Raw genomic sequence first — 24275 nt, 5'->3', positions numbered from 1 at the left:
GCTGTAGTGGTGGGGAGAAAAAGGGAGAAAACGCTCCAGCTTCTTGGAACACTCTCTCGGGTCATCCCTGGCCGGCTCCGTTGCAAAAGCGAAACCCGCGTCCAAAAGTGGTTGGTTCAGGTGGCTTCCCAAAGTTGGACGCTAAGGGCGTGTTTCTCTTTTTCCACTGCTCCTTGGTAGGTGTTCTAAAGAGCTTCGCGTCCTTCTCCCTTTTTCTCTGCGAGCTTTGGATTTTGGTTGTATTTTTGGAAGACTTTTTTGGTAAAGCTACGATGAAAGATATCTTTAATCGAGCGGTAGTGGTGGGGAGAAAAAGGGAGAAAACGCTCCAGCTTCTTGGAACACTCTCTCGGGTCATCCCTGGCCGGCTCCGTTGCAAAAGCGAAACCCACGTCCAAAAGTGGTCGATTCAGGAGGTTTCTCAAATTGGACGCTAAGGGCGTGTTTCTCTTTTTCCACTGCGCCTTGGTAGGTGTTCCAAAGAGCTTCGCGTCCTTCTCCCTTTTTCTCTGCGAGCTTTAGATTTTGGTCGTATTTTTGGAAGACTTTTCTGGTAAAGCTACGATGAAAGATATCTTTAATCGAGCTGTAGTGGTGGGGAGAAAAAGGGAGAAAACGCTCCAGCTTCTTGGAACACTCTCTCGGGTCATCCCTGGCCGGCTCCGTTGCAAAAGCGAAACCCGCGTCCAAAAGTGGTCGGTTCAGGTGGCTTCCCAAAGTTGGACGCTAAGGGCGTGTTTCTCTTTTTCCACTGCGCCTTGGTTGGTGTTCCAAAGAGCTTCGCGTCCTTCTCCCTTTTTCTCCGCGAGCTTTGGATTTTTGGTCGTGTTTTTTTGGAAGACTGTTTTGGTAAAGCTACGATGAAAGATTGCCTCATTCGAGCTGTAGCGGTGGGGAGAAAAAGGGAGAAAACGCTCCAGCTTCTTGGAACACTTTCTCGGGTCATCCCTGGCAAGACTCCGTTGCAAAAGCGAAACCCGCGTCCAAAAGTGGTCGATTCAGGAGGTTTCTCAAAGTTGGACGCTAAGGGCGTGTTCTCTTTTTCCACTGCTCCTTGGTAGGTGTTCTAAAGAGCTTCGCTTATTTCTACCTTTTTCTCTGCGAACTTTCTATTGATACATGCTTTTTCTTTTGAAATTTTCTCAACGAAGTAGGGATAGCTCGCCAGAGAAGCATGGTTCCAGGCGGAGCGACTCGCGAAGTCCTACTCAGCGGAGAGCCGATTCGCGGGCATCAGGAGCGTAACCCTGAATTAATCTACGGAGCGGCTACCACTTTTACGCTCCCCCGCGAATCGGCTCGGAGCGGACAGTCCTCACTCCCTTGCAGGACGTAGACCGGAGCGAAGAATGGAAACAGGCTTCTCTCCCCCGCAGCCACGTGACACGATTCACAGGTATCAGGAGCGTAACCCTGAATTAATCTACGAAGCGGCTACCACTTTTACGATCCCCCGCGAATCGGCTCGGAGCGGACAGTCCTCACTCCCTTGCAGAACGTAGACCGGAGCGAAGAATGGAAACAGGCTTCTCTCCCCCACAGCCACGTTAAAGAGTAAAATCACTTCAGTGGAGTCACTCAATACATCCCAACGAAAAAAATCCCTGATTGCTCAAGGATTTTTCGGTCTGTTCATTATTTAGCTATCATACGTTTTGAATTTCACCGTCAATGATCGTCATCTCTGCTTTCGTTTCCAGCAGCTCATCCGGATTTTCGAGTGAAAAGAGGTTTTTCGAATATACTGTCATGTCTGCCAGCTTGCCTCGCGTGAGCGTCCCCTTGATTTGCTCTTCGTTGGTAGCATATGCCCCGCCGATCGTAAATGCTTGCAGCGCTTCAAGCATCGACAGCTTTTCGTTTTCATACCAGCCGTTATGAGTTTCAGAAGGAGCACGTCGTGTCAGTGCTGAATGGATGCCGAGCAGCGGATCAAGAGGCTCAACCGGAGCATCCGAACCACCCGCACACAAGACGCCTGCTGACAGCAGTTTTTTCCACGCATATAAATACTCACCCCGCTGCTCTCCTACCCGTTCCTTGACCCATGGGAAGTCTCCTACTACAAATCTAGGCTGGATATCAGCTATTCGGCTCGGATCAGCCAATCGCTTCACTAAGTCTTCGCGAAGCAACGAAACATGGATCAAGCGATCGCGATAATCCACTTTTGGCATTTGATCGAGGATGTCCAATACATCCGCCAACGCTTTATCACCAATTGTGTGTACGGCAATCGGCATCTTATGCTCTCTCGCTTCTTTAATCATTGCAAACAGCGTTTCCGGCTCATGCATCGCATCGCCAAAATGTCCTGGTGCATCATGATAAGCCTCAGACAGCAGAGCGGTTCTTCTACCAAAGGCTCCGTCTGCGAAAATTTTGATCGCTCCAATTTGTAGTCTTTCATTCCCATAGCCTGCGTACATGCCTTTTTCTTGGAGGCGTTTGAGATATGGATAATCAATCAACAAATTGCAGCGCAGTCGATATTCCTCTTCATTCAGTAATTCATGATACATCTGGTACGTTTGATCCAGCCCGCCCAAATAAACGGGATCATTCGTATGCACACCGGTCAGCCCCAAGCTTACGGAGTATTTCATCGCTTGTCCCAGCGCGAATTTCAGTTCCTCGTACGTTTTTTCCGGGATGTGTCTCGTGATCAGCTGAGATGCCGACTCCAGCAATAGCCCTGTCGGCTTTTGCGTTTGCGGATCAAGAACGACACTTCCCCCTGTCGGAACCTGGATAGCAGGATGATACTGGCTTACCTCCAGCGCCTTGCTGTTCACGAGAAATGCGTGATGGCAAACCCTTTTTAAATAAATGGCACAATGAGGAGCTACCTGATCTAGCTCTTCAATCGTGGGAATTGTCCCTGATTCAAACAAATTTTCGTCCCAGCCCATCCCGATCAGCCACTTCCCGGGAGGGGTGGCATCCGCTCTGTCTTTTATTTTCTCAAGCATCTCATTCTTGGATTTGACGCCTGTTAAATTCAAATCTAAAAAGTGAAAGGCGACTCCCGACAAATGCAGATGACTATCAATCAGACCAGGAGAAGCCATCTTGCCTTGCAAATCAACAACCGGCGTACCCGCTCGGCCCCATTGCAGGATCATCTCGTCATGCGTACCGAGATCGGCAATTTTGCCATTTTCTACTACCACCGTTTCAACTAGCGGATTTTCCGCATCGAGCGTGTGAATCACGCCATTCGTATAAATGGTTCTTGTCATCGTTTTCGCCCTTCTCTCTTTTGATTCATATGCGAAGCAAACCATTCTCCCCCAAATCATAGAACCTGGGGCAATGATCAGTCAATATACATACCAATCACATCCCACTCTTTTTGTCTGAATTGTGATATTATTGATTCGATTACAACACATTCGCTCCGATTTCGAACCACCCCTTGATTTTCCTCCTCTTTTTTACGACTACGCAACAAAAAGGAGACATGGTAAATGACAACAGATTCCTTCGCGATCAACCAGGAATTTTTCGTAAAAATTCTCGACTCACTCGGAGTAGGTATTTACATCGCAGATAAACACGGGAAAACGCTTTGGGTAAACAGGGTCAGCCAAAAAGGGTTGGGTAAACCGATGGAGGAATTGATTGGGAAGCACATTGCTGATCTCGAAAAAGAAGGCGTATATTCACCTTCTGCGATGAACATCGCACTGCAACAGAAAAAAGAAACGGTTACTACCATCCAGCAAATCCAGTGAAAAAAAGTATTGGTAACCGCAAATTTGATTTATAACGAGCAAAACGAAGTCGAATATCTCGTTACGCTCGGAATTGATATGATGAACGATGAGATTCGAAATGCTCCGGGCACAGAATTAAAAGAGATCGAGTCCTTGCTGCAACGCTATATTCATGAGCTTCGCAAAATCAATGCACTCAACATATTTACAGGGGAACACCAGCAGTCCTTTGTTGGGCGCAGTGAATCGTTCGATAAGCTTTCCAATTTGATCAGCAAAATCGCCACAGTCGATACAACTGTACTCATTAGCGGAGAAACAGGCGTAGGAAAAAATATTTATGCACAACAAATTCATTATGCCAGCGAACGATACGACAAGCCTTTTGTTCACATTAACTGTGCCGCGATTCCAGCTACACTCATTGAATCCGAGCTGTTTGGTTATGAAAAGGGAGCGTTCACCGGTGCCACCCCAAATGGAAAGCCCGGCCTTGTACACCAGGCTGAAAAAGGAACCCTTTTTCTCGATGAAATTAGTGAGCTCCCCCTCGTACTGCAGTCAAAGCTGCTGCAGCTGCTCCAAAATAAAACGTACATGCCGATCGGCTCTGTACAAACGAAAAAAGCGGACGTCCGCATCATTGCAGCAACGAATTGCAATCTGGAGGACTTGGTCAAAAGCGGCAAATTCCGCTCCGATTTGTTCTACCGCCTCAATATTTTGCCTGTAAATATTCCTTCACTGCGAGATCGTAAGGAAGATATTTTTCCACTGCTCTATTTCAATCTCGAAAAATGCAATCTGCGCCACCAAAAGAACCGGACGATCTCTACAAAGGTAGTCGAGGTTCTGCAAAACTATCATTGGCCAGGCAACATCAGAGAGCTGGAAAATGTGGTAGCGCAAAGTGATTGAAAGTGCCTATAAAAAGCATAGAACGACGCGAAAGACTGCTGCTGCTCTACGCATTACGCACTCGATGCTTATGCGCAAGCTAACCAAATATGAGATTCAAAAAGAATCGACATCGCGAAAAAAGAAGCGAGCCTGTGAAGCTAGTTCTCCAGGCTCGCTTTTATTAATAAAAAGTTCTTTTGACCCTCTCGAAGGTATTAAGAATTGGTAAACACTACCTACCAAAACTTGACAAAGTCCTTTATTTTGGATACGATTTTTCATATTTCGACATCCATTTACAATTTTCATCAGCGAAATGAAAAGGGCAAATCCATCGAAAGGTGGGGACGCAAAACCACGGGTCTAAAGTCTTTGACCATGATAGCCGGGTTGCCATACATCGTTATGCCTATTTTAAGATGTTGGTAGCTAGCTCGGAGTGGTTGTTCCATTTTCTGGAATAACCTTTTTTATTTCCCAACCATACATTTGTCGGAAAGGAGAATGCCATCCGTTTTGCAGCAACTTCCGATTTCCTGCTTCTTTTGTAATGACGTTTTAGAAAAGAGAGAAAAGCAGTAAATAAAAAGTCAACCGTGTCTGCTTTTTATACCGAGCAAATATGAGAACGACTACTATGATGGAGTGGAAACTAAATGTACAAACAAGTAGATTCAACAGACTCTTTAGCATTATTTCATCAAATCAAGAAAACCGTTTGGGATTCAATGGGATTTGAGATGGAATATGCGAAAGAGGGTTCAGATCTATTCTTACTAATTGCGGATGACGGTGAAGCAGGTGGAACGTATGAGTTCACACCTCACTCAAAGTCAACTCCGTTTATTCGCACGTTGTTTGAAGATGTTGTGACCGAAGATATGAAAGTAATGGAGCTCGATAGTCTCGCTGTTCTTCCAAAATATCGCGGACTAGGGCGAAAGGGTATTTCCCTAATGCTAGATTATGCTGAAAAGCATGGCTATACACATGCAGTTGGTATTGCTGATCCAAGCTTTTTTCAATTGATTAATAATAAATATCATGTCAGGGCGACCCAGGTAAAAGAGAAGATCTTTTACAAAGGGGCAGACACCATCCCTACGCTATTTCATCTCAAAGAAGCTTACGTCAATAAAGAGCATCCTGACTATTCATGGTACACACCAATGTTTTCACAAATAAAAGTTGAGGTAGTGGGCTAATATGGATCTATTAAGAAGAAGAAATAATTGGGTTGTTACCGTTTTTGCCAGCATCATTACAGTGGTGCAAATCATTAATATATTTATTGGCGGCGCTCCGATTTCCTTTGTGCTGTCTGTTCTCGGAATCTTGTATGGTGTATTGGCGCCATTTACTTACATTTCCAACCTGCCGAGTCTCAGAGACAAAATGGCTACATTTATGAAGTATTTCAACTTTGCTGTCATCGGCACCTTCATATTTGTAGTGTTACAGCTTGATCCTCATATGGTTAATGTTCTGCTAGGAATGTTCTTCGTCGCTGTCATGGGGATTTATCAGGATAAAATCATTAACATCTTAACTATTTTGTCTACACTCGGAATCGTCTCCTACTATTTCTTTTCACAGGGTGATACGATCTTCCATTCGTCGTCGCCAATCGATTTGCTCTATTATCTTCTGACATTCTGCTATGTATCGCTGACGAGTATGCTGCATGCTCTCTTCAATAACAAGCTGCAAAAAGAAAGCGAGCTTCAGAAGCAGGAAGCGATTGAGTCCAAAGAATCGTTGCAGCGTGTACTTGACCAGATCAATCAATCCCTGAACTCTGTACAGGAATATCAGGAGAATTTAAACAAGGTTACAGATGGTGTAACGGTTCGGGCTGTTGAAACAGTGTCTTCCCTCAAGGAGATCATGGAATCGTTTGGAGTTCAAACCTCCAACACGAATGAACTACGTAACGAAATGAATTCAACCAATGGGCGTGTCGAGGATATGACTCGTTCCGTTACAGAAATGCATGAATTTGTGGAATCTACAAAAGAGGCTACACACGAAAGCGGAAAACGAATCGGGAATATCGGCAATGATTTCGAGCGTTTTATCACCGATATTCAAGGAACAAATCGCCTGATTCAAGAGCTGTATGAAGAAACCGCATCAATTGAAAAAATCATTCAAACAATCTCGGATATTTCGGCACAAACCAACCTGTTGGCACTCAATGCAACCATCGAGGCCTCTCGTGCAGGAGAGCACGGACGCGGATTTGCTGTCGTTGCGGATGAGGTTCGCAAGCTTGCGGAATCTTCCAAAGTGTCCTCTGAGTCGATCTCTACTCTTCTGATGACGATTCGCGAAAAAATGAAACGCGTATCTGACATGATCTCTGAATCGCAAGTTTCGTTTGAGAAAAACAGTGAAGGCATCCATGAGGTTCAGGAGATGTTCACCAATGTCGACAACTACATGAGAGACTTCTCCGATAAGACGAAATACTTGCAGGAATTCATCGTAAACGTACACAGCATGATTCAGGAAGTCGGCGCCAAGGTTGAACTGAATGCAGACATTACCGACAAAAACAAGGATAGCCTCGAAGATGTCCTCGTCCTTGTTTCGGAACAAAAAGATGAAGTTGTGAAAGTATCCAGCGGATTTGAAAAGATTGAGCATCAACTGAGAACGCTGCATTAAGTGAAATGAAATATACAAACCGCCTCTCTCGCAGGGGCGGTTTTTGTTCTATCAATACGGTCGTTTTATTCATATGTACCTTGAATAGTAAATAGACTAATGCTAGAATCGCTGTGATTGTGAATAAATTTACAATTATGTCAATGAATAGAGGACGTGCAAAGCTTTGAAAAGAAAAGGAAAAATAGCTGCATTGATATTCGTACTTTGGTTTTTGGTACATATCGTTCTCATCACGTTTGATGGGATGGCAGATGAGCTTGCTAAAGTAGATGTCGGTGTTGTGCTGGGAAATAAAGTGGAGCTAAATGGAGAACCGTCAGCCCGGCTAAAAAGCAGACTCGATAAAGCTGTACAATTAAGCAAAGGCGGATATTTTCAACACATCATCGTCAGTGGTGGCGTAGGTGTTGAAGGCTTTGACGAGGCGCAGGTCATGAAAAAATATTTGATCAATCATGGAATCTCCGAGGAAAACATCATTGTGGACAGCAACGGGATCAATACTAGAATGTCGGCAAAAAATACGAAGGAAATCATGAAGCAAATGGGATTTGAATCGGCAATGGTCATTACGCAGGTTTACCATATCAGTAGAACCAAGCTCGCTTTTTCAAAAGAAGGAATCAGCAGCGTCTCTTCTGCACATGCCGAATTTTTTGATCTGCGGGACATTTATTCATTAGTGAGAGAGTTTTTTGCTTATTATCGCTACTTATGGTAACTGCCTATCTCCAGGGTCAGCAGTGCAGCCTGATCCCCTTTACCCACGAAAAAGAACAATCCCTCAGGATCTCTCCTAAGGGATTGTTTGTCATTGGGAGCGAGTATTGCTTAGGTCAGCGAATCGATATCGACGACGATAATGGTCGTTCCTTGGGTAACGAGCAGCTCCGCTGATTTTCGTTTACGGCGGCATTGAGTGTCTTTACTTTATTAGTTATGAAGGACATCTCCAGAAAGATTACCAGCCTCATCCTTCACCTTTAGATGCGTAGAAGGAAGCTCAATTAGCTCTTCAACTGCAACTTTATAAGTCTCGTCATCTATTCCACCTGGATTTAGGAAACTGATGAAAACCTTGTTGCCATCTACATTCAGTCGCAATTCATAAAAGGTTCCATCTGGTCTTTGAAATTTATAAATGTCATAGCGACCGTTCTCCTCGGCTTCCTTTGAAAAAATGGAGGTTGAGTCAGGAGATCCTCCTTCTTCTTTCCACGTGTAGGTCCCCCGTCCAGTAGATAAATCTTCAATCTGAATATCATTTTCGACTAAGTCGGGACTCACATATTGCAGCTGGAATCCTTTAATTGGTTCATCAAATTCAGCAGTAATACGTACTGCTCCTTGTCCGTATATGCTCACCCCCACGTTCCCAACCAATTCTGGTGCTTTTACATCTCCGCTATTCTCGCCTAACGTTTCCGTTTTCGGACGAGCCTACACCGTACGGGCGATTTTCATCGCATACGGCGTTCTATCAACGAATAAGAAGGTTATTACAATGGGCAAATTTAGCATACGGTCTTCTTTCTATGTTTGTATACTAACTAAAGTTAACTGTTTTTCATCCACAGTTCTTATGATTTGACATTTGTTATCTGGTCCATGTAGATCCACAGACTTTCCTCATCGTTCACTACTTTGATCCGCCTTCCATTCTGGTCGATCCATCTGACTACACCCCATATGGTGCAGATATTCCCCTGCTCTTCTTTTGCAGGCTCCCACCAGGAAACGGCGATCGCGTAATCTTCTCGAGCCGAATCACGAATCATATAGTGAAATGAGTCCAATTCATCCTGATCAAGGCTTGGCATAGGTACCAGTTTATCGTCTTGCTTCATCTGTAAGTACAATTCCCGTTGCTCCGGCAATACAAATCGCATCGAAAATGGGTTTTCTAGTCTGCTAGTCATGTGCTGTACCCCTTCCTTTCCCATGCTTCTAAAACGGAAATCATCACTTTTCAAGACAGGAACATTTGTTCTTATTATATGCGAACAATTTACGAACATGCAAATAAAAAAAGATCGTACTGATGTTCCGTAGTAAGTTCCTTTAAAGAGTTGTGCCTGTCAAGAAAGCATGGCAGGATCGCTCTATGTATCCTGCCTGCTTACAAGGAAGCAGAAAGGCTTGGAATAATGAAAACACGCATATCGAGCAAAATTCAATCTCACCCAGGCAGAGCTTGCGCAATAGGTCGGAGCAAGAAGAGTACAATCCATTTCTCAAACTGGCTGTCATGATACAAAAAGAGCAGCAAGCCCGTAAGCTCGCTGCTCTTTGCTTTTTTTACACCTGCACTTCCTTCTTGCCAAAAAACGTCCGCAGCGCCTTGTAAACCTCGCCTTTTTCTCGAATCACGCAATGCATGAACTTAGGTTCCTTGATATGCCGGTATGCCGACATCAGGGTCGAATGCCTATTATACTGATTAACCTCTCCATATCCGAACATATTGCACCGCTCCATGAGCTCCTTCACCAGCTTGACGCAGCGCTCGTTGTCAGAGGTGAGGTTGTCGCCATCTGAGAAATGGAACGGATAAATATTGTACTGAGAAGTCGGGTAACGGCTATCGATGATCTCCAACGCTTTTTTGTAAGCAGAGGAGCAAATGGTTCCCCCGCTCTCACCTTTGGAGAAAAAGGTATCCTCAGTAACTTCCTTGGCATCGGTATGGTGAGCGATAAAGACGATCTCCACTTTCTCATACTTAGTGCGCAGGAAACGGACCATCCAGAAAAAAAAGCTGCGGGCAATATACTTCTCGAACACACCCATAGAGCCTGACGTATCCATCATCGCGATGATGACTGCATTGGAGTGGGGCTTGATGATTTCCTCCCACGTCTTAAAGCGCAGGTCCTCCTCGGTGATGCCTAGCTCCAGATCGCTGTAGCCTGCCAGCCCATTGCGCCTGATCGCCGCGATCAAGGTCCGCTTCTTGTCTATATTGCCCATTAAGCCCTTTTTCCGTACATCGTTGAAGCGAGTCTCTTCAATGACGATTTGATCTTCGTCTTTTCGTTGCAGATTCGGCAGCTCCAGCTCAGCAAATAGCATCTCCTGCAATTCTTCCACGCTGATCTCTGCCTCGTAATAATCCACACCAGGCTGATCGCCCGCTCCTTGCCCTTTTCCCGGACCTTGGGCCTGATCTCCGTCCTTGGCTACTACGTCCCCAACCCTGCTGTTACCTTTTCCTTGACCGCCATGCTTCCCCTTTTGGAAGTTAAAACGCAACCGGTACTCATCCAGGGAGCGAATAGGGATCTTGATTACTTCCCGACCGTTCGACATGATGATATTTTCTTCGCTGACGAGATCGGGCAAATTTTTCTTGATCGCTTCCTTCACTTTTTCCTGGTGTCGATTTTGGTCCTGGTACCCTTTGCGGTGCAGCGACCAGTCTTCCCGGGAGACAATGAACGATGAAGAATCTTTCATGCCGTCTCCTCCTAGTAACTGGCGCAATCTGCGCCGAATATGAATGGCTGGATAAACTGTTGCCCATTCTTTGGCGAAGTGATGTTATCGGTTCAGCAGACTGCCTACATAGCGGAGTAGTTCATTGGCGCACATCGGGCAATAATGGTGATCTTCGATGAGTCTCTTTGTAACTTCGTTAATCTTTTTCAGCTGATGCTCATCCGGCGTTTTGTTAGATGTAGTGATTTTGACAACGTCCTTTAGATCCGTAAACAGCTTTTTCTCGATAGCTTCGCGCAGTCGGTCGTGCGTGCTGTAGTCAAAACGCTTGCCTTTACGTGCATAGGCAGAAATTCGGATGAGGATTTCTTCGCGGAAGGCCCGTTTGGCATTTTCCGAGATTCCAATTTGCTCCTCAATGGAACGCATCAGGCGCTCATCTGGGTCCATCTCCTCGCCAGTGACCGGGTCCCTCAGCTTATTCATATTGCAGTACGCTTCGACATTATCCAAATAGTTATCCATGAGCGTTTTCGCAGACTCTTCGTAGCTGTAGACAAACGCTTTTTGCACTTCTTTTTTCGCCAGCTCATCGTATTCCTTGCGTGCACTGGAAATGAAGTTCATGTACCGCTCACGCTGATCTTTTGTGATCGATGGATGCTGGTCGAAGCCTTCCTTCAGCGCCCGGAGAATATCCAACGCATTGATGCACTCAGTATCGCGTCTGATCAGCGCGCTCGAAATGCGGTTGATGACGTAGCGCGGGTCGATCCCTGCCATTCCCTCGTCAGCATGCTCGTTTCTCAGCTCTTCCAGATCGGCTCCCTTGAAACCTTCGACGGATTCGCCATCATACAAGCGCATTTTCTTCAGCAAATCAGCGCCCTGCTTTTTCGAATCCTTCAATCTGGTCAAAATCGAGAAAATAGCCGCAGAACGAAGCGCATGTGGAGCGATGTGTACGTGCCCCAAGTCAGATTGCTTGATCAGCTTCGAATATATTTTTTCCTCATCGCTAACGCGCAGGTTATATGGCATTGGCATGACGATTATCCGTGACTGGAGTGCTTCGTTTTTCTTGTTGGCAATAAATGCTTTATACTCCGATTCATTCGTATGGGCAACGATTAGCTCATCAGCTGAGATAAGTGCGAAACGGCCTGCCTTGAAGTTTCCTTCTTGTGTCAGAGACAGCAAATGCCAGAGAAATTTCTCGTCGCATTTGAGCATTTCCTGGAACTCCATCAGCCCACGGTTCGCTTTGTTCAATTCGCCATCGAAGCGATAGGCACGCGGGTCAGATTCAGAACCGTACTTGGTAATCGTTGAAAAATCGATGCTTCCTGTCAGATCGGCGATATCCTGTGATTTTGGATCGGATGGACTAAAGGTACCAATCCCCACACGGTTTGCCTCCGAGAAGAGAATCCGGCATACAGGGAAATCTTCAATGCACCCGCCATACTCTTTTTCCAGACGCATCCGGTTATATGGAGTCAGCTCGCCTTCGATCTTGATCCCCAGCTCTTCTTCTATTTCTGGCCGCAGGTCATGCGGAATCAGGTGCAATGGCTCCTCCTGCATCGGACAACCTTCCAATGCATAGATTGCGCCTTCCTCTGTGCGGGAGTATTCTTCTAAGCCACGCTTGAGCATGGTGACCAAGGTCGATTTCCCTCCACTGACTGGCCCCATTAAGAGCAAAATCCGCTTGCGAACATCCAAACGGCGTGCTGCGGAGTGGAAATATTCCTCAACTAGGCGCTCTACGGAGCGATCAAGACCGAAGATTTCCCGACTAAAAAATTGATACGAGCGGGTGCCATCCTCGTTCTCCTCTACACCAGCGCCTTTAATCATGTTGTAGACGCGTGAATGAGCCGTCTGTGCAATTTGTGGATTTTTTCGAACCAGTTGCAAATATTCGGCAAACGTGCCTCTCCACATCAGGTTTTCTTCTCGGGCCCGGTGCTCAGCGATCCGTTTTAAAATGTCCATGTTCGACACTCCTCCCTCATAAGCCCCTCTCTCTTCCCCAACGACAATGTATTCTCATGTATATGTCCGCCTGCGGTCACGCATTCGTGCGTAAGTCCGTTTTCTTCGGTTGCCAACAGGCTCATAAAGCCTTTACATATTTGTATGCGAGACATCCACACAAGTTTCAGCAATCTTCCCATAAAAATCGGGAGGAGTGTATAGCAGTATTATTTATTATGGATGAATTACAGAAATGTAAGGTTCATTCTTTGTTTCGTAAGTTAAATCGATGGTTTACATATCCTTGATCGGTATAAACTACATACAAGAGCAACAACCTCGGATGCTTCAATCGTTGACTAGAAAACAAATGGAGGAATGATACTATGTCTGAGCAACTAGATCGTATTCAAATGATAAAAGGGCTTTATCTTACCGGAATCGCGTCGGCCATCATCATGGCTGTGTTTATTTACCAATGGGTGACCGGGATGCAGCTGGATACAGGGGAAATACTGAGCGTTCCAATCGCCCTCGGTGCCTTTTTAAGCTTGGTGAAAAAATACCGAAAATTGTCATTGACTTGACGTTTGCAAAGCCTTTAATCCGTTTGCAAAGTGGGCAGGCTACGCTATAATGGGAGTAGTTTGTTTACGAAAGGAGCTGTCCAACATGGGTACGTTTATCGTAGCGTTGGTCTTCGCAGCTTTTCTGTTCTTCATTCTTACAGCTGGCTACAACGAGGACAAAACCTGGAATCTGTAAGGACAAGCTAGAGCTAGTTGCTTTTTGATAACAAGCACTTCTCTCAGCAAAAAAGCAGGCTGCCTGTCATGGGCAACCTGCTTTTTTCATACTTTTCCGATCTATGCTTCTTGCTTTTTCGCTTGCTGCTTTTGCGCTTTCTTTTGCGCTTTCTTTTCAGCCTTGTTGGCAGCTTTTGCTTCCTTTTTAGCTTCCTTTTTAGCTGCCTTCTCTTCTTTTTTCGCCGCTTTATCAGCCGCCTTGGCTGCTTGAATCGCTGCCTTTACTTCCTTGTTCGTTTTTCCTGTGGTTTTAATTCCCCACTTCGCTGCTTTCTTGCTGCGCTTGTCTTCAGCTTGTGCCTGGTGCTCTGACTTTGCTTGTTGTACAGCCGCTTTCAGCTGTTCCAGTGTCTGATTGCCTGCTTCGACTCCCAGCTTGGCTGCTTTTGTCTGCCATTTCTCCAGCTGATGCTGAGCTTTTTCTTCCTTCGTTTGCTTGACCACCGCTTTACTGCCTTCTGCGCTAACCGCTGAAATCCCGCCGAACAAAAGTCCAATGACCAATAGAGATGAAACGATTTTTTTCACGAAGCTCTCCTCCTCTATAGCAATAGCGTCATGCGATACATAGACTAGCCTACCTGAAGAGTTTGGGAAAAGTATGTGAAATGGCAAGCCATGAAAAAAGCAGGCCAATTAGCCTGCAAAGACACCGCTTTTCTCTGAAATTGCCTTGTGGAGCTCTTCCAATGTCCCGCGCTGGTCTACCTGATACTGTGGTTCTCCTCGGTCTTCCATCCAGTTCGTGACCAAAAATGTTTTCATCCCCAGCTTTGAGGCGACCATATCCTCCTGCATGTGATTGCCTACCATGACACAATCAGTTGGCTCTACTCCAAGCTTTTCGCAAATTTCTGCGAAGTAGCCCGGGTTCGGCTTCGTGAAATGTGATTCTTCATAAACGGTCACCAGCTCAAACTCATCTGCACTCATTCCGATCCAGGCCAGCCGATGGTGAATCGCTTCACGTGGAAATACCGGATTCGTCGCTACTGCTATACGAAAGCCCTGCTCTTTGGCAGCCTCCACGATTTGTTTGGCCCACGGTGATGGATATGTCAGATGAGAAAGCGTCGGAAATACATCGCGATAAAAGGAATCAAACAACGGCCACACTTCCTCGCGAGGCCAGTCGCTGTGCGCCGTGAAATACTCGATAAAAACTTGCTCATTGGTCTTGTCAGGCTCTTTGCTCATAATCATTGCCTTTGTCGCGTCCCATATGAGCGAAAGCAGCTTTTGGGTATCGTACTGATCCCCTACGTGGCGCCCTACCTCTACCAAGTAGCTTTTGACGAAAGGGTCTGTCTGCATCTCCAACAAGGTACCGTCCAGGTCAAACAGGATGGTGTTTACGGTCATTTACGTTCGCTCCCTTTTCACGAGTTGCCCAGAACGCTCTTCGCCTGCCAGGCATCATCTATGCTCATGCTACTTCAGTGCTGGAAAACCTAGTTGACGCAAGCCCTCAAACAGGACGATAGCCGCACAGTTAGACAAATTCACAGAACGCGTCGCTCCACTCATCGGAATACGGATGGTCTGCTCGCGATACTTGTTCGTCAGCTCTTCCGGCAAGCCCGTCGTCTCCTTGCCCAAAATGATATAGTCTCCATCCCGATAGGAGACCTCTGTATAGAGCGTTTCCCCCCAGGTTTCCACAAAGTAAAACGTCCCTGCGTTTTCGCCCTGTGTCTCGGCAAAAGCGTCGAAGCTCTCATGATGATGGACATTTACTGCGTGCCAGTAATCCAGCCCAGCCCGTTTTAGATAGCGGTCATCGGTGGAAAAGCCTAATGGATGAATCAAATGCAGATGAGCTCCCGTAGCAGCACACGAACGGGCAATGTTTCCCGTATTGGCTGGAATGAGCGGCTCGTGCAAAACAATATGTAACGGCATGACTTCAAATCTCCTTGTGTACCGAACTTAAACGTATGATCTCCCTATTTATTATACATAAACGAACATAGCCCTGACCACCACTGTACGTGTAACAAAAACAGCATCAGCTGCATCTAACCAAAAACAAGAAAGGAGCGCTGCTGTCATGCGTTTTACTCCTGCTTTTTGGTTTCGCTTTTGGACAAATGGCTTTTGTCTGCTACTGCTCGCTGGAAGCGCTAGATGGCTCTGGCCCAATTTTGGCGCGTTTCCCCGAATGGAGGCCTGGAGTATGATACTCGGCTACCTCTCGTTTGTCTTGATCGGTGTGACGCTGCTCATCGGTCCAATCAAAACATGGCTGCCTGCATCCTGGCAATCATTCTGCCTAACCCTCCGAAGGGATATTGGTATCTGGGCTGGACTTACCGGTGTTTTGCATGTGCTGCTGGTGCTTGTCCTTTTTCAAGGCACACCGCGATTGATGATCCTGCACGACACAAATGCCACAAAAGCAGACGGCTGGCTCGGGCTGTTCCTTCTCGCTTCTGATGACGGCAATGTCTTGCCGATGCCTAACTGGTCGATGACAGGTGTAGCCAATTATATCGGACTGGCAGCTTTCTGCATCCTTCTCTCGCTGTGGCTTACCTCATCGCACTTTGCAGAAAAACGATTGGGCGGCTCTAGCTGGAAACGGCTGCATCTGTTCAATCCCGCCCTGTTTCTGTTGGTCATTTTTCACGGCTTGATTTACATTCACTCGATCAAAGGTGAGCCGCATAGCTTTGCAGACTTTCTCTGGCTTGGCGGAGCTGTTCTGTTGCTGCGCCTGATTGGTTTTGTCACGACTGTAGTCAGGCGACAACGCCGACAAACTACATCCCTCTAATATGAAAAAACGCATAGCGAATGTTGGGCGTATACGCTGTAGAATCCTCATACGCCCAGTATCGCATGCTGCTATCCGTCGTATGCGCACTGACCAATGGCATTTGATTCGCGTCCCTCGCAACCACGATCGTATTGTGCTGAAAACGGCCATCTCCATCGAAGTCATAGCATATAATATCGCCTGGAATCAGCTCAGTCGCTGAATTCTTCGTTACCGCTCGCATCGGAGCCCTGCCAGACTTGAGCAGCAAATACAGGCTATGCGCAACGGCCCAGCTATAGCTCCATTCTCCCCCTTTTCCCGTCCGCATCCACCAGCCTTTGCCTTTCTCTTTGGAAAAGAGCATTGGAATTCCGCCAGCGTGCAAGCATTGGGAAATAAAATTCGTACAATCATCTGTAAAGCGCGGATAGGCCGGATTCGTTGTGTTCCAGTAGCGCTCAGCATAGGATACTGCCTTTTCCGGATTATACCCCCCAGCTCCATGTACCACCAAAAGCGGCTGCGTGATAGCATCCTCGATGGCAGATACAGTCAAAAGTGGCTCCTCCTGCTCATGGCTGTAATCCGCCTTCAGGTCGCCTTCCCACTCTCTCGTGCCAATGATTATCCATTGCTCACTGTCCTTGCTCAGACGAAGCTGGAGCAGCCGATGACTGGTTTCCTCGTACTCCTGCTGAACCAATCCGTAATGACGCCTGCCATACCACGATAGCGTAACCTCTATTGCAGATTCCGTCTCCATCCAGCACATCGGGACTACTCGTCCTGTGACGGACCGCAGCATGGCACCACGCTCCATCGCTTGTCTGTGCTCCCGATTCAACCGCTCCCATTCTGTCGCATACACTTGTTTATTCTCTATAAAAAAAGGGAGCAGTCGTTGATATTCCCCATCCATCCACGATTGATGCACTGCATCGAAATAGCTTTGGACGAACCCTCGCCAGCCCATTCTCTATCCCTCCTGCCTGATGAATCTTGACCGCTATTCTAGGGCGCTTCTGTCAAACTCCCTACACGAAGAAGAATATGTCAAACTCCTTTCATTCAGAAGAAAAAGAAAAGCCATCCGTTTTTAACGGACAGCTGGATTGAAAGAGAGTTGGATGGAAACAGGCGCTTTTTCCAATGTTAACAAGTGCTCCTTTATCGATAATCCTCCACCATACCCAACCATCGCCCCGTTGGAGCCAATGACCCGGTGACAAGGGATGATGATCGGAATCGGATTGCGATTGTTTGCCCCGCCGATTGCCCGAACAGCTTTGGAAGCGCCGATCGCCAATGCAATTTCCTTATAGGAGCGTGTCTGTCCATAAGGAATATTCGCCAGCTCGTTCCACACTGTCTTTTGAAAAGGCGTTCCATACAGCACAATCGGCACATCAAACGTCTGGCGTTCACCTGCAAAATACTCATTGATCTGTGCTTTGGCAGCTTCATTTAATGCATCATTGCGCTGTGGTGATATTCCGAGAAACGTCTTTTTACACCAGCGATGCAGTAATTCCAAGCCGTACTCATCATCAGCAAACTCGATATAGCAAAGGCCCTCCTCTGTAGAGGCAAGCAGCAACGGTCCAATGGGTGACTCCATCGTGGTATATCCCAATTCTTTTGCCATCCGACTCTCCTCCCAACCCTTATTCCTACATTCCATGGCTAAGCCTCTTCGTCCACGCTCTCAGCATTTGACTTTTGACTTTCCCCACAACTAATGGTTAGTAAATCTGCTCTTTGATCAAATTCATGCCTTTTTCAATCTCAAGCAACACTTCTGGCGCTTCCTCTTTTTCACGGTACATCTCAAGTGCAATCCTTGCATCCTCCCCGCCGATTTTCCCCAATGCCCATGCCGCTGTGCCGCGAATAACAGGGCGTGGATCGCTCGCGAGCAGACGGGTCAGGTGCGGTACAGCCGACTTGTCCTTAAAATGAGCGAGTGCCAGAATCGCATTACGCTGAATCGGCTTCTTCCCACGCCAGGATGAAGATGAAAGGCCAAACCTTTGCTTGAACTCCTTGTTACTCATCTCAAGCAGCGGAATTAATAACGGCTTGGCCGTCTCTGGATCAGGCTGAAACTCCGCGTGATGATTCATGTTGATTCGGCGGTTTTTAGGACAAACGGTTTGACAGGTGTCACAGCCGTACAGCCTGTTCCCAATCTTTCCTCTGAATTCATCTGGGATGAAGTCTTTTACCTGGGTCAAAAAGGCAACACAGCGCTGAGCATTCAGTTGTCCGCCCTGAACGAGCGCTCCTGTCGGACATGCATCCACACAAATGTTACAGTCACCGCAGCCTTCCTCGATAGGGCTATCACTTGGCAGGGGCAAGTTAGTCACAAGCTCTCCCAAATAGACCCAGGAGCCAAATTCAGGCGTAATGACGGCGCAATTTTTGCCTACGAAGCCAATCCCTGCCCGCTCCGCCACCGCACGATCTGAAAGCTCCCCTGTATCCACCATCGACTCGATTTGTGCGCCTGGCTCAAGCTCCTTGATAAACTGTGCCAGCTTATCCAGCTTTTCACGCAAGACGTGGTGATAATCTGTCCCCCACGCTGCACGGCACAGGATTCCTCGATAGGCTCCAGGCTCTGACTTAGGTGGATTCTCCAGCTTGGATGGATAGGCAATAGCGATGGAAATAAGAGAGCGAGCGCCCTCTACAAGCAAGCCTGGATCGGTTCGCTTATCCAAATCCGGTTCCTCAAAACCAGACTCGTAGCCCTTTTCTCTATGCTCGATGAGTCTTTCTTTTAGTGTTGTAAAAGGATCGGCACTGGCAAAGCCAATTTTGTCGATTCCAATTTCCGTGGCATAGTCAATGATGGACTGTTTGGTTTGTTCCCAGTACTGCAGATCATTCACAGCTGTTTGATCGCTCCTGTCGCCAACTCATCACAGCGATTGTTCCACTTGTTGTCGGCATGTCCTTTTACTTTTACATACTCCACCTGGTGGATATCCATCAAGCGAAGCAGCTCCTTCCACAGGTCCTGATTTTCTACCGGCTGTCCCTTGCTGTTCTTCCAGCCGTTTTTCAGCCAGCCCTTGTACCAGCCCTGTTTAAAGCAGTTGACCAAATAGGCACTATCGCTGTATAAGGTAACCTTGCAGGCTTCCTTTAACGAAGAGAGCGCCGAAATGGCTGCCTGCAGCTCCATTCTGTTATTCGTTGTATTTGGTTCGGCTCCGGACATTTCCTTGATATGTTGGCCGTACATCAAGACCGCCCCCCAACCACCTGGCCCTGGATTGCCGGAACATGCTCCGTCTGTATAAATCTGAACTTCACGCATTGTCATCGTAAAGGAAACCTCCTCTGTACTCTTCTATTGTATCGAAGCTTAGTCGCTTCCACAAAAATATTTTGTTATACTACCAAAAATAGGGGAAAGAACCTCTATCGAGTATTTGCACTTATCCATTCTCATAAGTAAAAAAGGAGTGACACTAGATGAAAGTACAGCTAGACCCAGCAGTGTCCGAACGCCTCCCCCAGCTCTCGCTCGGCGTCCTACAATACCGGGGTGCTTCCGTCAGCGACTCTCCCAAGATGCTGCAAGGACGAATCAACTATTTTGTAGAGGGCTTGCGCTTGGAGCATGAGCTTTCGCGTCTTGCTGACATCGAAGGCATTCGTGAATGGCGTGCTGCTTTTAAAAAGGCAGGTACAGATCCTTCCAGGTACCGGCCCTCCTCAGAGGCCTTGCTACGCCGACTCCTTCAGGGAAATCCGTTTTTCTGGATCAATAGCGCAGTAGACGTTAATAATTTCTTCTCCGTCCTGCATGCACTTCCCTTTGGAATCTATGATCAAAATCATCTGGCGGGCGATATTGTTTGCCGAATTGGACATGAAGATGACCGTTACGAGGGGTTAAACGGGCGCGAGGTTCAGATGGAGGGAAAACTGCTGCTCGCTGATGAAACAGGCGCTTTTGGCAGCCCCATCGTTGATTCCAAGCGCACTTGTGTAACCGATCAAAGTCGTGATCTATTACAGGTGATCTTTTTCCATGAAGGCATCACCACACAAAAAAAGGATGAAATCCTCGGATCAGTTGCACGCATGTTCACCGAAATTAACGGCGGTGAAGTCGCACATACCTCCATTATTACCGCAAAAGATTAGAAAATCAGGCTGCGCATTCCTTTTGGCGGAGCCGCGAAGAAAGACGACCGCTTATGCAGCATGGTCGTCTTTCTGTTTTCTACCTGCTTCTGGTTGGCGAAAAATGACATGTTCCAACAGCAAACATACAAGTACACCGAGGAGCAAGCCATTTCCAAACAGGAAGCTAGCCAGTGGCGGTAGATGCTGCCATGCCGTTGCAGGAACGAACATCACGCCGATCCCAATCAACAAAGAGCTGCCACCTACTGAAATCGTCCGTTCATCCATTTTTACTGTTACATAATCCTTCAGTCCAAAGCCAAGCAGCTGAGTATACGAAATGAACATCGCTGCATACGCAACCGGTGTAGGCAAAGCTGCCAGGAAATGGGCCACCAATGGGAAAAGGCCGATCAGCATCATCCCGATCATTGCCATCATAAATGGCAGTCGTGACGCCATCCGAGTCGTCTGAATGACGGCAGCTGCAAGCGAAAGGGGGATCATTCCGACAACCCCGCTCAAGCCGGACAGAAGGTGAGAAACACCTGTAAAGACACCTCCGCGGTTATACTGCTTTTCGGTTGGTTCTGTTTCTGTCGCTTTCCCCATTACAACCGTGCTCGTAACCAGATTCGTGAGCAGAACAAATCCAGTCAGCATGCTTGTAAGCACTACGCCCCAATCCCAGCGCGGTGCTCCCCAGAAAAAGAAGGACGGCCAGGCAATCAGTTGCTCAGCCGGTCGAACTGGTTCTGTCCACCCCAAAATTCCGTACAGCACCCATCCGCCGACCATTCCAAACAGAACAGCAAAGCTCGAAAACCGTTTTGTCCGCATAATCCAAATAACAAGTGCAACAATCCCAATCGAAACAAGTGCCACTCCAGGCTGAACTTCTTTGGAGTGCTGAAACCCGATACCCAGCATCCCCGTCAAAATATTGCTGCATAAAGAAATGGCAAGCAAAATCATGTACGTTCCAGATACTAATGGAGTAAACCACTTTTGAAGCTTTCCAATCCAGCCCATCATCCCGAACAAAAGGAATAATAAACCTGCCATCGCCATTCCTACTTGAAAGGACTGGCCAATTTCCCGAGGGTGGAGTCCTGCGCTCGTACCTAACTGGGCCAAAATGATGAAAATACCCCACCATAATCCTGCCGGTCCTTCCAGCATGGGATAACGATGACCAATCCATACTTGAAGAAAGGACGCCAACCCGATGAAGAACATCGTCTGCTGCATCAGATTGCCAATCTCATCCACCTGTAGACCGTATACATCCCCAATCATCAAAGGAACGGCCACACTGCTGGACACAGCTACGATCATCCACTGCAGGGCCGCCAAAATGCTCGTGCCCACTGGAGGCCTGTCATACAATCCGTACTTCAAAGAATCCACCTCGTTTTCTTACCGATATCGCTACCTGCGTATTCTCCAGGCTGTGTTTTCAACAAAAGCCTACAGTTAAGAATATCATCATCTGGTTTTCTGGCAAACATGCAAGAGGGTAAGAAACTCTCCGTGAGAATTTCTTACCCTCTTATGATACTGCAGTCGATATGACCATATCGCTTTTGGACAGACCGCTTCGACCACAACAAGTATTTTTTGGATCAAGAGCCCTACTTAGCGATCATATTTTTTATGATCGTTTTTACCCCAAGTTCAATTCCGAGTGGCCCTCCAGCTGCTATTGAGCTGTCTAGCGCGTACATCTGACCGCTTTTTATGGCCCGAATCGAATTCCATGCTGAGTCGCTTTCTAATTTTTTCAGATACCCTTGCAAATTTTTAGAGGACCCTCCAATATCAGCAACAAACATGTAGTCAACGTTCATCGCTGCCAGCCCTTCTAGGGAGATCTGCTCCCCTTTTGTCGACATATCAACATATTTCTCTGGCGGATTTAGAGCGAGACCGCTATCCTTGTTAAACACAAACTGTGTAGTAAAGCCCCAGAATTGCTTGTCTCCGAGCATAATCACGCCAAAGGTTTTGTCGCTGAATTTCTTCAATTGCTTTTTGGAATCGGCAATCAATGCTTCAATCCGTGTAATTTCATTCTCAGCCTTTTGTTCTTTTCCGAAGATTTGTCCGTATTCCCGCAGCGCACCTTGCCAGTTGTTTTCATTGCTGTCCACGGTAATAACAGGAGCAATTTTCTCCAGCTTATCGCCATAGCTCTCATACCGTCCCGAGACCATGATGATGAGATCTGGCTCGATTTCCAGCAATTTTTCTAAATTAGGGCTCGTCATTGATCCAATATCAGCAATCTCCTTGTCCTTGTACGGAGCCAAGGATTCCCATTCCTCAAGAACATTCAAGTCTGTCGCTGCAAAAGGAGGTTCATTCAGCAAAAATAAATGCTCAAAATTACGGAAGAACAGAAGTGCGACTTTCTCAGGTTTCTTTTCCAGTACGATCTCACGTCCAAGCGCATCTACATATGTTCTCGGCCATTTCCCTGCTTCTGGATCGGCTTTACTTGCCTCTAGTGCTGGAGTTGTACTGCTTGATGCGGAACGATTAGTAGGCTCTGGAGTTCCAGCGCAACCCGCCAAAACACCGGCCAAGAGTGCGAGTGACACGAACAGTCTCATAATTGTTTTCATTATGACTCCTCCATATGAATTCTGCTGGACTAACTAAACTACGGTCAGTTTAGCAAAACGTATTTTAGATAGGAATGGAGCCATCCTGAAATCCATATGGATTATTCCTGAATTTCCCGCGGAATTCGACTGGGGATACACCCACTTGTTTTTTAAAAATACGGCTGAAATACAGAGCATCTACATAGCCTACGTTTTTTGCCACCTCACCGATCGCCGCGTCGCCTGCCAACAGCCATTCCTTTGCGCGGTTAAGACGGTAAGCCATCAAATACTTGCTTGGCCCCATGCCAGTATACTTCTTGAAGACATAGAACAATCTGTTTTCATTTATCTCATTTTGTTCTGCTAAAGCACGCACGCTCAGACCCTCCATATAGTGCTCATGTATGTATTTCGATACTTTCTCAAATAACGCCTGCTCACTATCGCTGCTCTGGTTGCGGACACAAACGAACAGCTCCTCCAGTACACAGCGAAATAACGTTTCTGTTTGAAAGGCTGAAATCCCGCCTGGCTCACCCGAAGAACGCCACAAAAGCTCAAGCAGCTCTGTCAGGCGAGGACTTTGTCTCGGAGTAAGCTGAAAATGTGCCTTGGAAAGACAAAAGCCTGGAGGCTCGGGCCCACAGACTCGGTATAGAACCAGTAGATATTCCCATCTGTTGTTCCCCAGGACATTCCGATTCAAGGGCATATTTGCGCCGCCGTGCAACACATTTCCCTGAGCAAGCGTATAGGACGTTCCGCTAAAATCAAACTCGGCCTTGCCTCTTAGAGGAAAAACAAAGCCTGGAAAAGGCTCCGTATAGTCATCACAGCTCTTTCCCGGATCACGTACATAGCGACATACTTGCTCCACCTGAAATGAAGTCCGCGCAAAATGCTCTGCAAGCTTATTGATGTCCATGCTCATTTCACTCACCTCCTGTTACTGATCAAATCCAGATTTGTGCCTTGAATTCTTGTGAAGCTTCCATTTCTGGTTTATTATATTAGATAATGATAATCATTTTCAATAAAATGTTTTTAACGGGCTTGAGGTTTTGAATCGCTGACCTTATCTTCTAGCAAAAACCGATAGCTATTTTGCTGCAACAAATAAAAAAACCCTAAGGATACAAATCCCTAGAGCTTGGTTTCTTATATGGTGCCGGTGAAGGGACTTGAACCCCCACGGTTTCCCTCACGATTTTGAGTCGCGCGCGTCTGCCATTCCGCC

The 24275-nt window shown here is 46.8% G+C and carries 26 protein-coding genes and 1 riboswitch; of the genes, 11 read left to right on the top strand and 15 right to left on the bottom strand.

Annotated features, from left to right (window positions below):
* Together SB752_RS31365 and SB752_RS31360 are read left to right on the top strand one after the other, a co-directional pair.
* Nucleotides 1–437, top strand: a 437-nt coding sequence (locus SB752_RS31365) for a hypothetical protein (RefSeq protein WP_410719338.1), incomplete at its 5' end; no start/stop codon positions are given.
* 282 nt (nucleotides 438–719) lie between these two features.
* Nucleotides 720–1061 carry a hypothetical protein gene (locus tag SB752_RS31360; RefSeq protein WP_410719337.1) on the top strand — a complete coding sequence of 114 codons (342 nt, stop codon included), beginning with the start codon at nucleotides 720–722 and terminating at the stop codon, nucleotides 1059–1061.
* A 585-nt stretch (nucleotides 1062–1646) separates the two neighbouring features.
* Here SB752_RS31360 and SB752_RS31355 read toward each other — a convergent pair.
* Nucleotides 1647–3242, bottom strand: a complete 1596-nt coding sequence (locus SB752_RS31355) for an amidohydrolase (RefSeq protein ID WP_410719336.1) — start codon at nucleotides 3240–3242, stop codon at nucleotides 1647–1649.
* A gap of 228 nt (nucleotides 3243–3470) precedes the next feature.
* Between SB752_RS31355 and SB752_RS31350 the strand changes: the two genes are divergently transcribed.
* From SB752_RS31350 to SB752_RS31325, 6 genes are all read left to right on the top strand, one after another.
* The gene (locus SB752_RS31350; RefSeq protein WP_410719335.1) at nucleotides 3471–3737 is read left to right on the top strand and encodes a PAS domain-containing protein; all 267 of its coding nucleotides are present in this window, start codon (nucleotides 3471–3473) and stop codon (nucleotides 3735–3737) included.
* Nucleotides 3738–3761: 24 nt separating this feature from the next.
* Complete coding sequence (locus SB752_RS31345) at nucleotides 3762–4637, top strand: sigma 54-interacting transcriptional regulator (RefSeq protein ID WP_410719334.1); 876 nt, start codon at nucleotides 3762–3764, stop codon at nucleotides 4635–4637.
* Nucleotides 4630–4848: a hypothetical protein gene (locus tag SB752_RS31340; protein ID WP_410719333.1), complete on the top strand. Its 219-nt coding sequence runs from the start codon at nucleotides 4630–4632 to the stop codon at nucleotides 4846–4848. Before SB752_RS31345 ends, SB752_RS31340 begins: the two co-directional genes overlap by 8 nt.
* A gap of 85 nt (nucleotides 4849–4933) precedes the next feature.
* Nucleotides 4934–5017, top strand: a riboswitch (cyclic di-GMP riboswitch).
* Nucleotides 5018–5275: 258 nt separating this feature from the next.
* Nucleotides 5276–5824, top strand: a complete 549-nt coding sequence (locus tag SB752_RS31335; protein WP_410719332.1) for a GNAT family N-acetyltransferase — start codon at nucleotides 5276–5278, stop codon at nucleotides 5822–5824.
* Between the two features lies 1 nt (nucleotide 5825).
* Nucleotides 5826–7289 carry a methyl-accepting chemotaxis protein gene (locus SB752_RS31330; RefSeq protein ID WP_410719331.1) on the top strand — a complete coding sequence of 488 codons (1464 nt, stop codon included), beginning with the start codon at nucleotides 5826–5828 and terminating at the stop codon, nucleotides 7287–7289.
* A gap of 166 nt (nucleotides 7290–7455) precedes the next feature.
* On the top strand, nucleotides 7456–8013 hold the full coding sequence (locus tag SB752_RS31325; protein ID WP_410719330.1) for a YdcF family protein: 558 nt from the start codon (nucleotides 7456–7458) through the stop codon (nucleotides 8011–8013).
* Nucleotides 8014–8225: 212 nt separating this feature from the next.
* Here SB752_RS31325 and SB752_RS31320 read toward each other — a convergent pair whose 3' ends face one another.
* From SB752_RS31320 to SB752_RS31305, 4 genes are all read right to left on the bottom strand, one after another.
* Nucleotides 8226–8657, bottom strand: coding sequence for a hypothetical protein (locus SB752_RS31320; RefSeq protein WP_410719329.1), 432 nt, complete (start codon nucleotides 8655–8657; stop codon nucleotides 8226–8228).
* Nucleotides 8658–8872: 215 nt separating this feature from the next.
* Nucleotides 8873–9211, bottom strand: coding sequence for a YolD-like family protein (locus tag SB752_RS31315; RefSeq protein ID WP_410719328.1), 339 nt, complete (start codon nucleotides 9209–9211; stop codon nucleotides 8873–8875).
* Nucleotides 9212–9590: 379 nt separating this feature from the next.
* Nucleotides 9591–10748 (bottom strand): sporulation protein YhbH, encoded by a 1158-nt coding sequence (gene yhbH, locus SB752_RS31310; protein ID WP_410719327.1) that lies wholly within the window; start codon nucleotides 10746–10748, stop codon nucleotides 9591–9593.
* Between the two features lie 84 nt (nucleotides 10749–10832).
* On the bottom strand, nucleotides 10833–12731 hold the full coding sequence (locus SB752_RS31305; protein WP_410719326.1) for a PrkA family serine protein kinase: 1899 nt from the start codon (nucleotides 12729–12731) through the stop codon (nucleotides 10833–10835).
* Nucleotides 12732–13099: 368 nt separating this feature from the next.
* Between SB752_RS31305 and SB752_RS31300 the strand changes: the two genes are divergently transcribed.
* Nucleotides 13100–13300, top strand: coding sequence for a hypothetical protein (locus SB752_RS31300; RefSeq protein ID WP_410719325.1), 201 nt, complete (start codon nucleotides 13100–13102; stop codon nucleotides 13298–13300).
* A 279-nt stretch (nucleotides 13301–13579) separates the two neighbouring features.
* Here the strand turns inward: SB752_RS31300 and SB752_RS31295 are convergent, their stop codons facing one another.
* The 3 genes from SB752_RS31295 to trmL form a co-directional block, all read right to left on the bottom strand.
* Nucleotides 13580–14047, bottom strand: coding sequence for a hypothetical protein (locus tag SB752_RS31295; RefSeq protein WP_410719324.1), 468 nt, complete (start codon nucleotides 14045–14047; stop codon nucleotides 13580–13582).
* Nucleotides 14048–14155: 108 nt separating this feature from the next.
* Entirely contained in the window at nucleotides 14156–14881 is a 726-nt protein-coding gene (locus tag SB752_RS31290) for an HAD family hydrolase (RefSeq protein WP_410719323.1), read from the bottom strand.
* 69 nt (nucleotides 14882–14950) lie between these two features.
* Nucleotides 14951–15421: a tRNA (uridine(34)/cytosine(34)/5-carboxymethylaminomethyluridine(34)-2'-O)-methyltransferase TrmL gene (gene trmL / locus SB752_RS31285; RefSeq protein ID WP_410719322.1), complete on the bottom strand. Its 471-nt coding sequence runs from the start codon at nucleotides 15419–15421 to the stop codon at nucleotides 14951–14953.
* A gap of 274 nt (nucleotides 15422–15695) precedes the next feature.
* Between trmL and SB752_RS31280 the strand changes: the two genes are divergently transcribed.
* Entirely contained in the window at nucleotides 15696–16295 is a 600-nt protein-coding gene (locus SB752_RS31280; protein ID WP_410719321.1) for a ferric reductase-like transmembrane domain-containing protein, read from the top strand.
* Here the strand turns inward: SB752_RS31280 and SB752_RS31275 are convergent.
* From SB752_RS31275 to rnhA, 4 genes are all read right to left on the bottom strand, one after another.
* Nucleotides 16282–17253 carry an amidase domain-containing protein gene (locus SB752_RS31275; RefSeq protein WP_410719320.1) on the bottom strand — a complete coding sequence of 324 codons (972 nt, stop codon included), beginning with the start codon at nucleotides 17251–17253 and terminating at the stop codon, nucleotides 16282–16284. The genes SB752_RS31280 and SB752_RS31275 overlap by 14 nt on opposite strands.
* Nucleotides 17254–17376: 123 nt before the next feature.
* The gene (locus SB752_RS31270; protein ID WP_410719319.1) at nucleotides 17377–17925 is read right to left on the bottom strand and encodes a methylated-DNA--[protein]-cysteine S-methyltransferase; all 549 of its coding nucleotides are present in this window, start codon (nucleotides 17923–17925) and stop codon (nucleotides 17377–17379) included.
* A gap of 97 nt (nucleotides 17926–18022) precedes the next feature.
* Nucleotides 18023–19177, bottom strand: coding sequence for a tRNA epoxyqueuosine(34) reductase QueG (gene queG / locus SB752_RS31265; protein WP_410719318.1), 1155 nt, complete (start codon nucleotides 19175–19177; stop codon nucleotides 18023–18025).
* Complete coding sequence (rnhA, locus tag SB752_RS31260) at nucleotides 19174–19608, bottom strand: ribonuclease HI (RefSeq protein WP_410719339.1); 435 nt, start codon at nucleotides 19606–19608, stop codon at nucleotides 19174–19176. The genes queG and rnhA overlap by 4 nt, the downstream gene beginning before the upstream one ends.
* A gap of 158 nt (nucleotides 19609–19766) precedes the next feature.
* Between rnhA and SB752_RS31255 the strand changes: the two genes are divergently transcribed.
* Complete coding sequence (locus SB752_RS31255; protein WP_410719317.1) at nucleotides 19767–20444, top strand: B3/B4 domain-containing protein; 678 nt, start codon at nucleotides 19767–19769, stop codon at nucleotides 20442–20444.
* 51 nt (nucleotides 20445–20495) lie between these two features.
* Here the strand turns inward: SB752_RS31255 and SB752_RS31250 are convergent, their stop codons facing one another.
* The 3 genes from SB752_RS31250 to SB752_RS31240 all read right to left on the bottom strand — a co-directional run bounded on the left by SB752_RS31250 (nucleotide 20496) and on the right by SB752_RS31240 (nucleotide 23969).
* Entirely contained in the window at nucleotides 20496–21827 is a 1332-nt protein-coding gene (locus SB752_RS31250) for a purine/pyrimidine permease (protein WP_410719316.1), read from the bottom strand.
* Between the two features lie 233 nt (nucleotides 21828–22060).
* A complete protein-coding gene (locus tag SB752_RS31245; RefSeq protein ID WP_410719315.1) occupies nucleotides 22061–23053 on the bottom strand; it encodes an ABC transporter substrate-binding protein in 993 nt (330 codons plus the stop codon).
* Nucleotides 23054–23117: 64 nt separating this feature from the next.
* On the bottom strand, nucleotides 23118–23969 hold the full coding sequence (locus SB752_RS31240; protein WP_410719314.1) for a helix-turn-helix domain-containing protein: 852 nt from the start codon (nucleotides 23967–23969) through the stop codon (nucleotides 23118–23120).
* Nucleotides 23970–24275: the final 306 nt, after the last annotated feature.

Origin of the sequence: Brevibacillus sp. SIMBA_040 (genome assembly GCF_046535075.1) — a bacterium.
Taxonomy (GTDB): Bacteria; Bacillota; Bacilli; order Brevibacillales; family Brevibacillaceae; genus Brevibacillus.
This window is presented reverse-complemented; position numbering and strand designations above follow the sequence as displayed.

Excerpts from the sequence above, each read along its gene's own strand:
- SB752_RS31355 (WP_410719336.1), bottom strand. The coding sequence starts at position 3,242 with ATGACAAGAACCATTTATACGAATGGCGTGATTCACACGCTCGATGCG.
- SB752_RS31350 (WP_410719335.1), top strand. The coding sequence starts at position 3,471 with ATGACAACAGATTCCTTCGCGATCAACCAGGAATTTTTCGTAAAAATT.
- SB752_RS31335 (WP_410719332.1), top strand. The coding sequence starts at position 5,276 with ATGTACAAACAAGTAGATTCAACAGACTCTTTAGCATTATTTCATCAA.
- SB752_RS31330 (WP_410719331.1), top strand. The coding sequence starts at position 5,826 with ATGGATCTATTAAGAAGAAGAAATAATTGGGTTGTTACCGTTTTTGCC.
- SB752_RS31315 (WP_410719328.1), bottom strand. The coding sequence starts at position 9,211 with ATGACTAGCAGACTAGAAAACCCATTTTCGATGCGATTTGTATTGCCG.
- yhbH (WP_410719327.1), bottom strand. The coding sequence starts at position 10,748 with ATGAAAGATTCTTCATCGTTCATTGTCTCCCGGGAAGACTGGTCGCTG.
- SB752_RS31305 (WP_410719326.1), bottom strand. The coding sequence starts at position 12,731 with ATGGACATTTTAAAACGGATCGCTGAGCACCGGGCCCGAGAAGAAAAC.
- SB752_RS31300 (WP_410719325.1), top strand. The coding sequence starts at position 13,100 with ATGTCTGAGCAACTAGATCGTATTCAAATGATAAAAGGGCTTTATCTT.
- SB752_RS31290 (WP_410719323.1), bottom strand. The coding sequence starts at position 14,881 with ATGACCGTAAACACCATCCTGTTTGACCTGGACGGTACCTTGTTGGAG.
- trmL (WP_410719322.1), bottom strand. The coding sequence starts at position 15,421 with ATGCCGTTACATATTGTTTTGCACGAGCCGCTCATTCCAGCCAATACG.
- SB752_RS31280 (WP_410719321.1), top strand. The coding sequence starts at position 15,696 with ATGATACTCGGCTACCTCTCGTTTGTCTTGATCGGTGTGACGCTGCTC.
- SB752_RS31275 (WP_410719320.1), bottom strand. The coding sequence starts at position 17,253 with ATGGGCTGGCGAGGGTTCGTCCAAAGCTATTTCGATGCAGTGCATCAA.
- SB752_RS31270 (WP_410719319.1), bottom strand. The coding sequence starts at position 17,925 with ATGGCAAAAGAATTGGGATATACCACGATGGAGTCACCCATTGGACCG.
- rnhA (WP_410719339.1), bottom strand. The coding sequence starts at position 19,608 with ATGCGTGAAGTTCAGATTTATACAGACGGAGCATGTTCCGGCAATCCA.
- SB752_RS31255 (WP_410719317.1), top strand. The coding sequence starts at position 19,767 with ATGAAAGTACAGCTAGACCCAGCAGTGTCCGAACGCCTCCCCCAGCTC.
- SB752_RS31245 (WP_410719315.1), bottom strand. The coding sequence starts at position 23,053 with ATGAAAACAATTATGAGACTGTTCGTGTCACTCGCACTCTTGGCCGGT.
- SB752_RS31240 (WP_410719314.1), bottom strand. The coding sequence starts at position 23,969 with ATGAGCATGGACATCAATAAGCTTGCAGAGCATTTTGCGCGGACTTCA.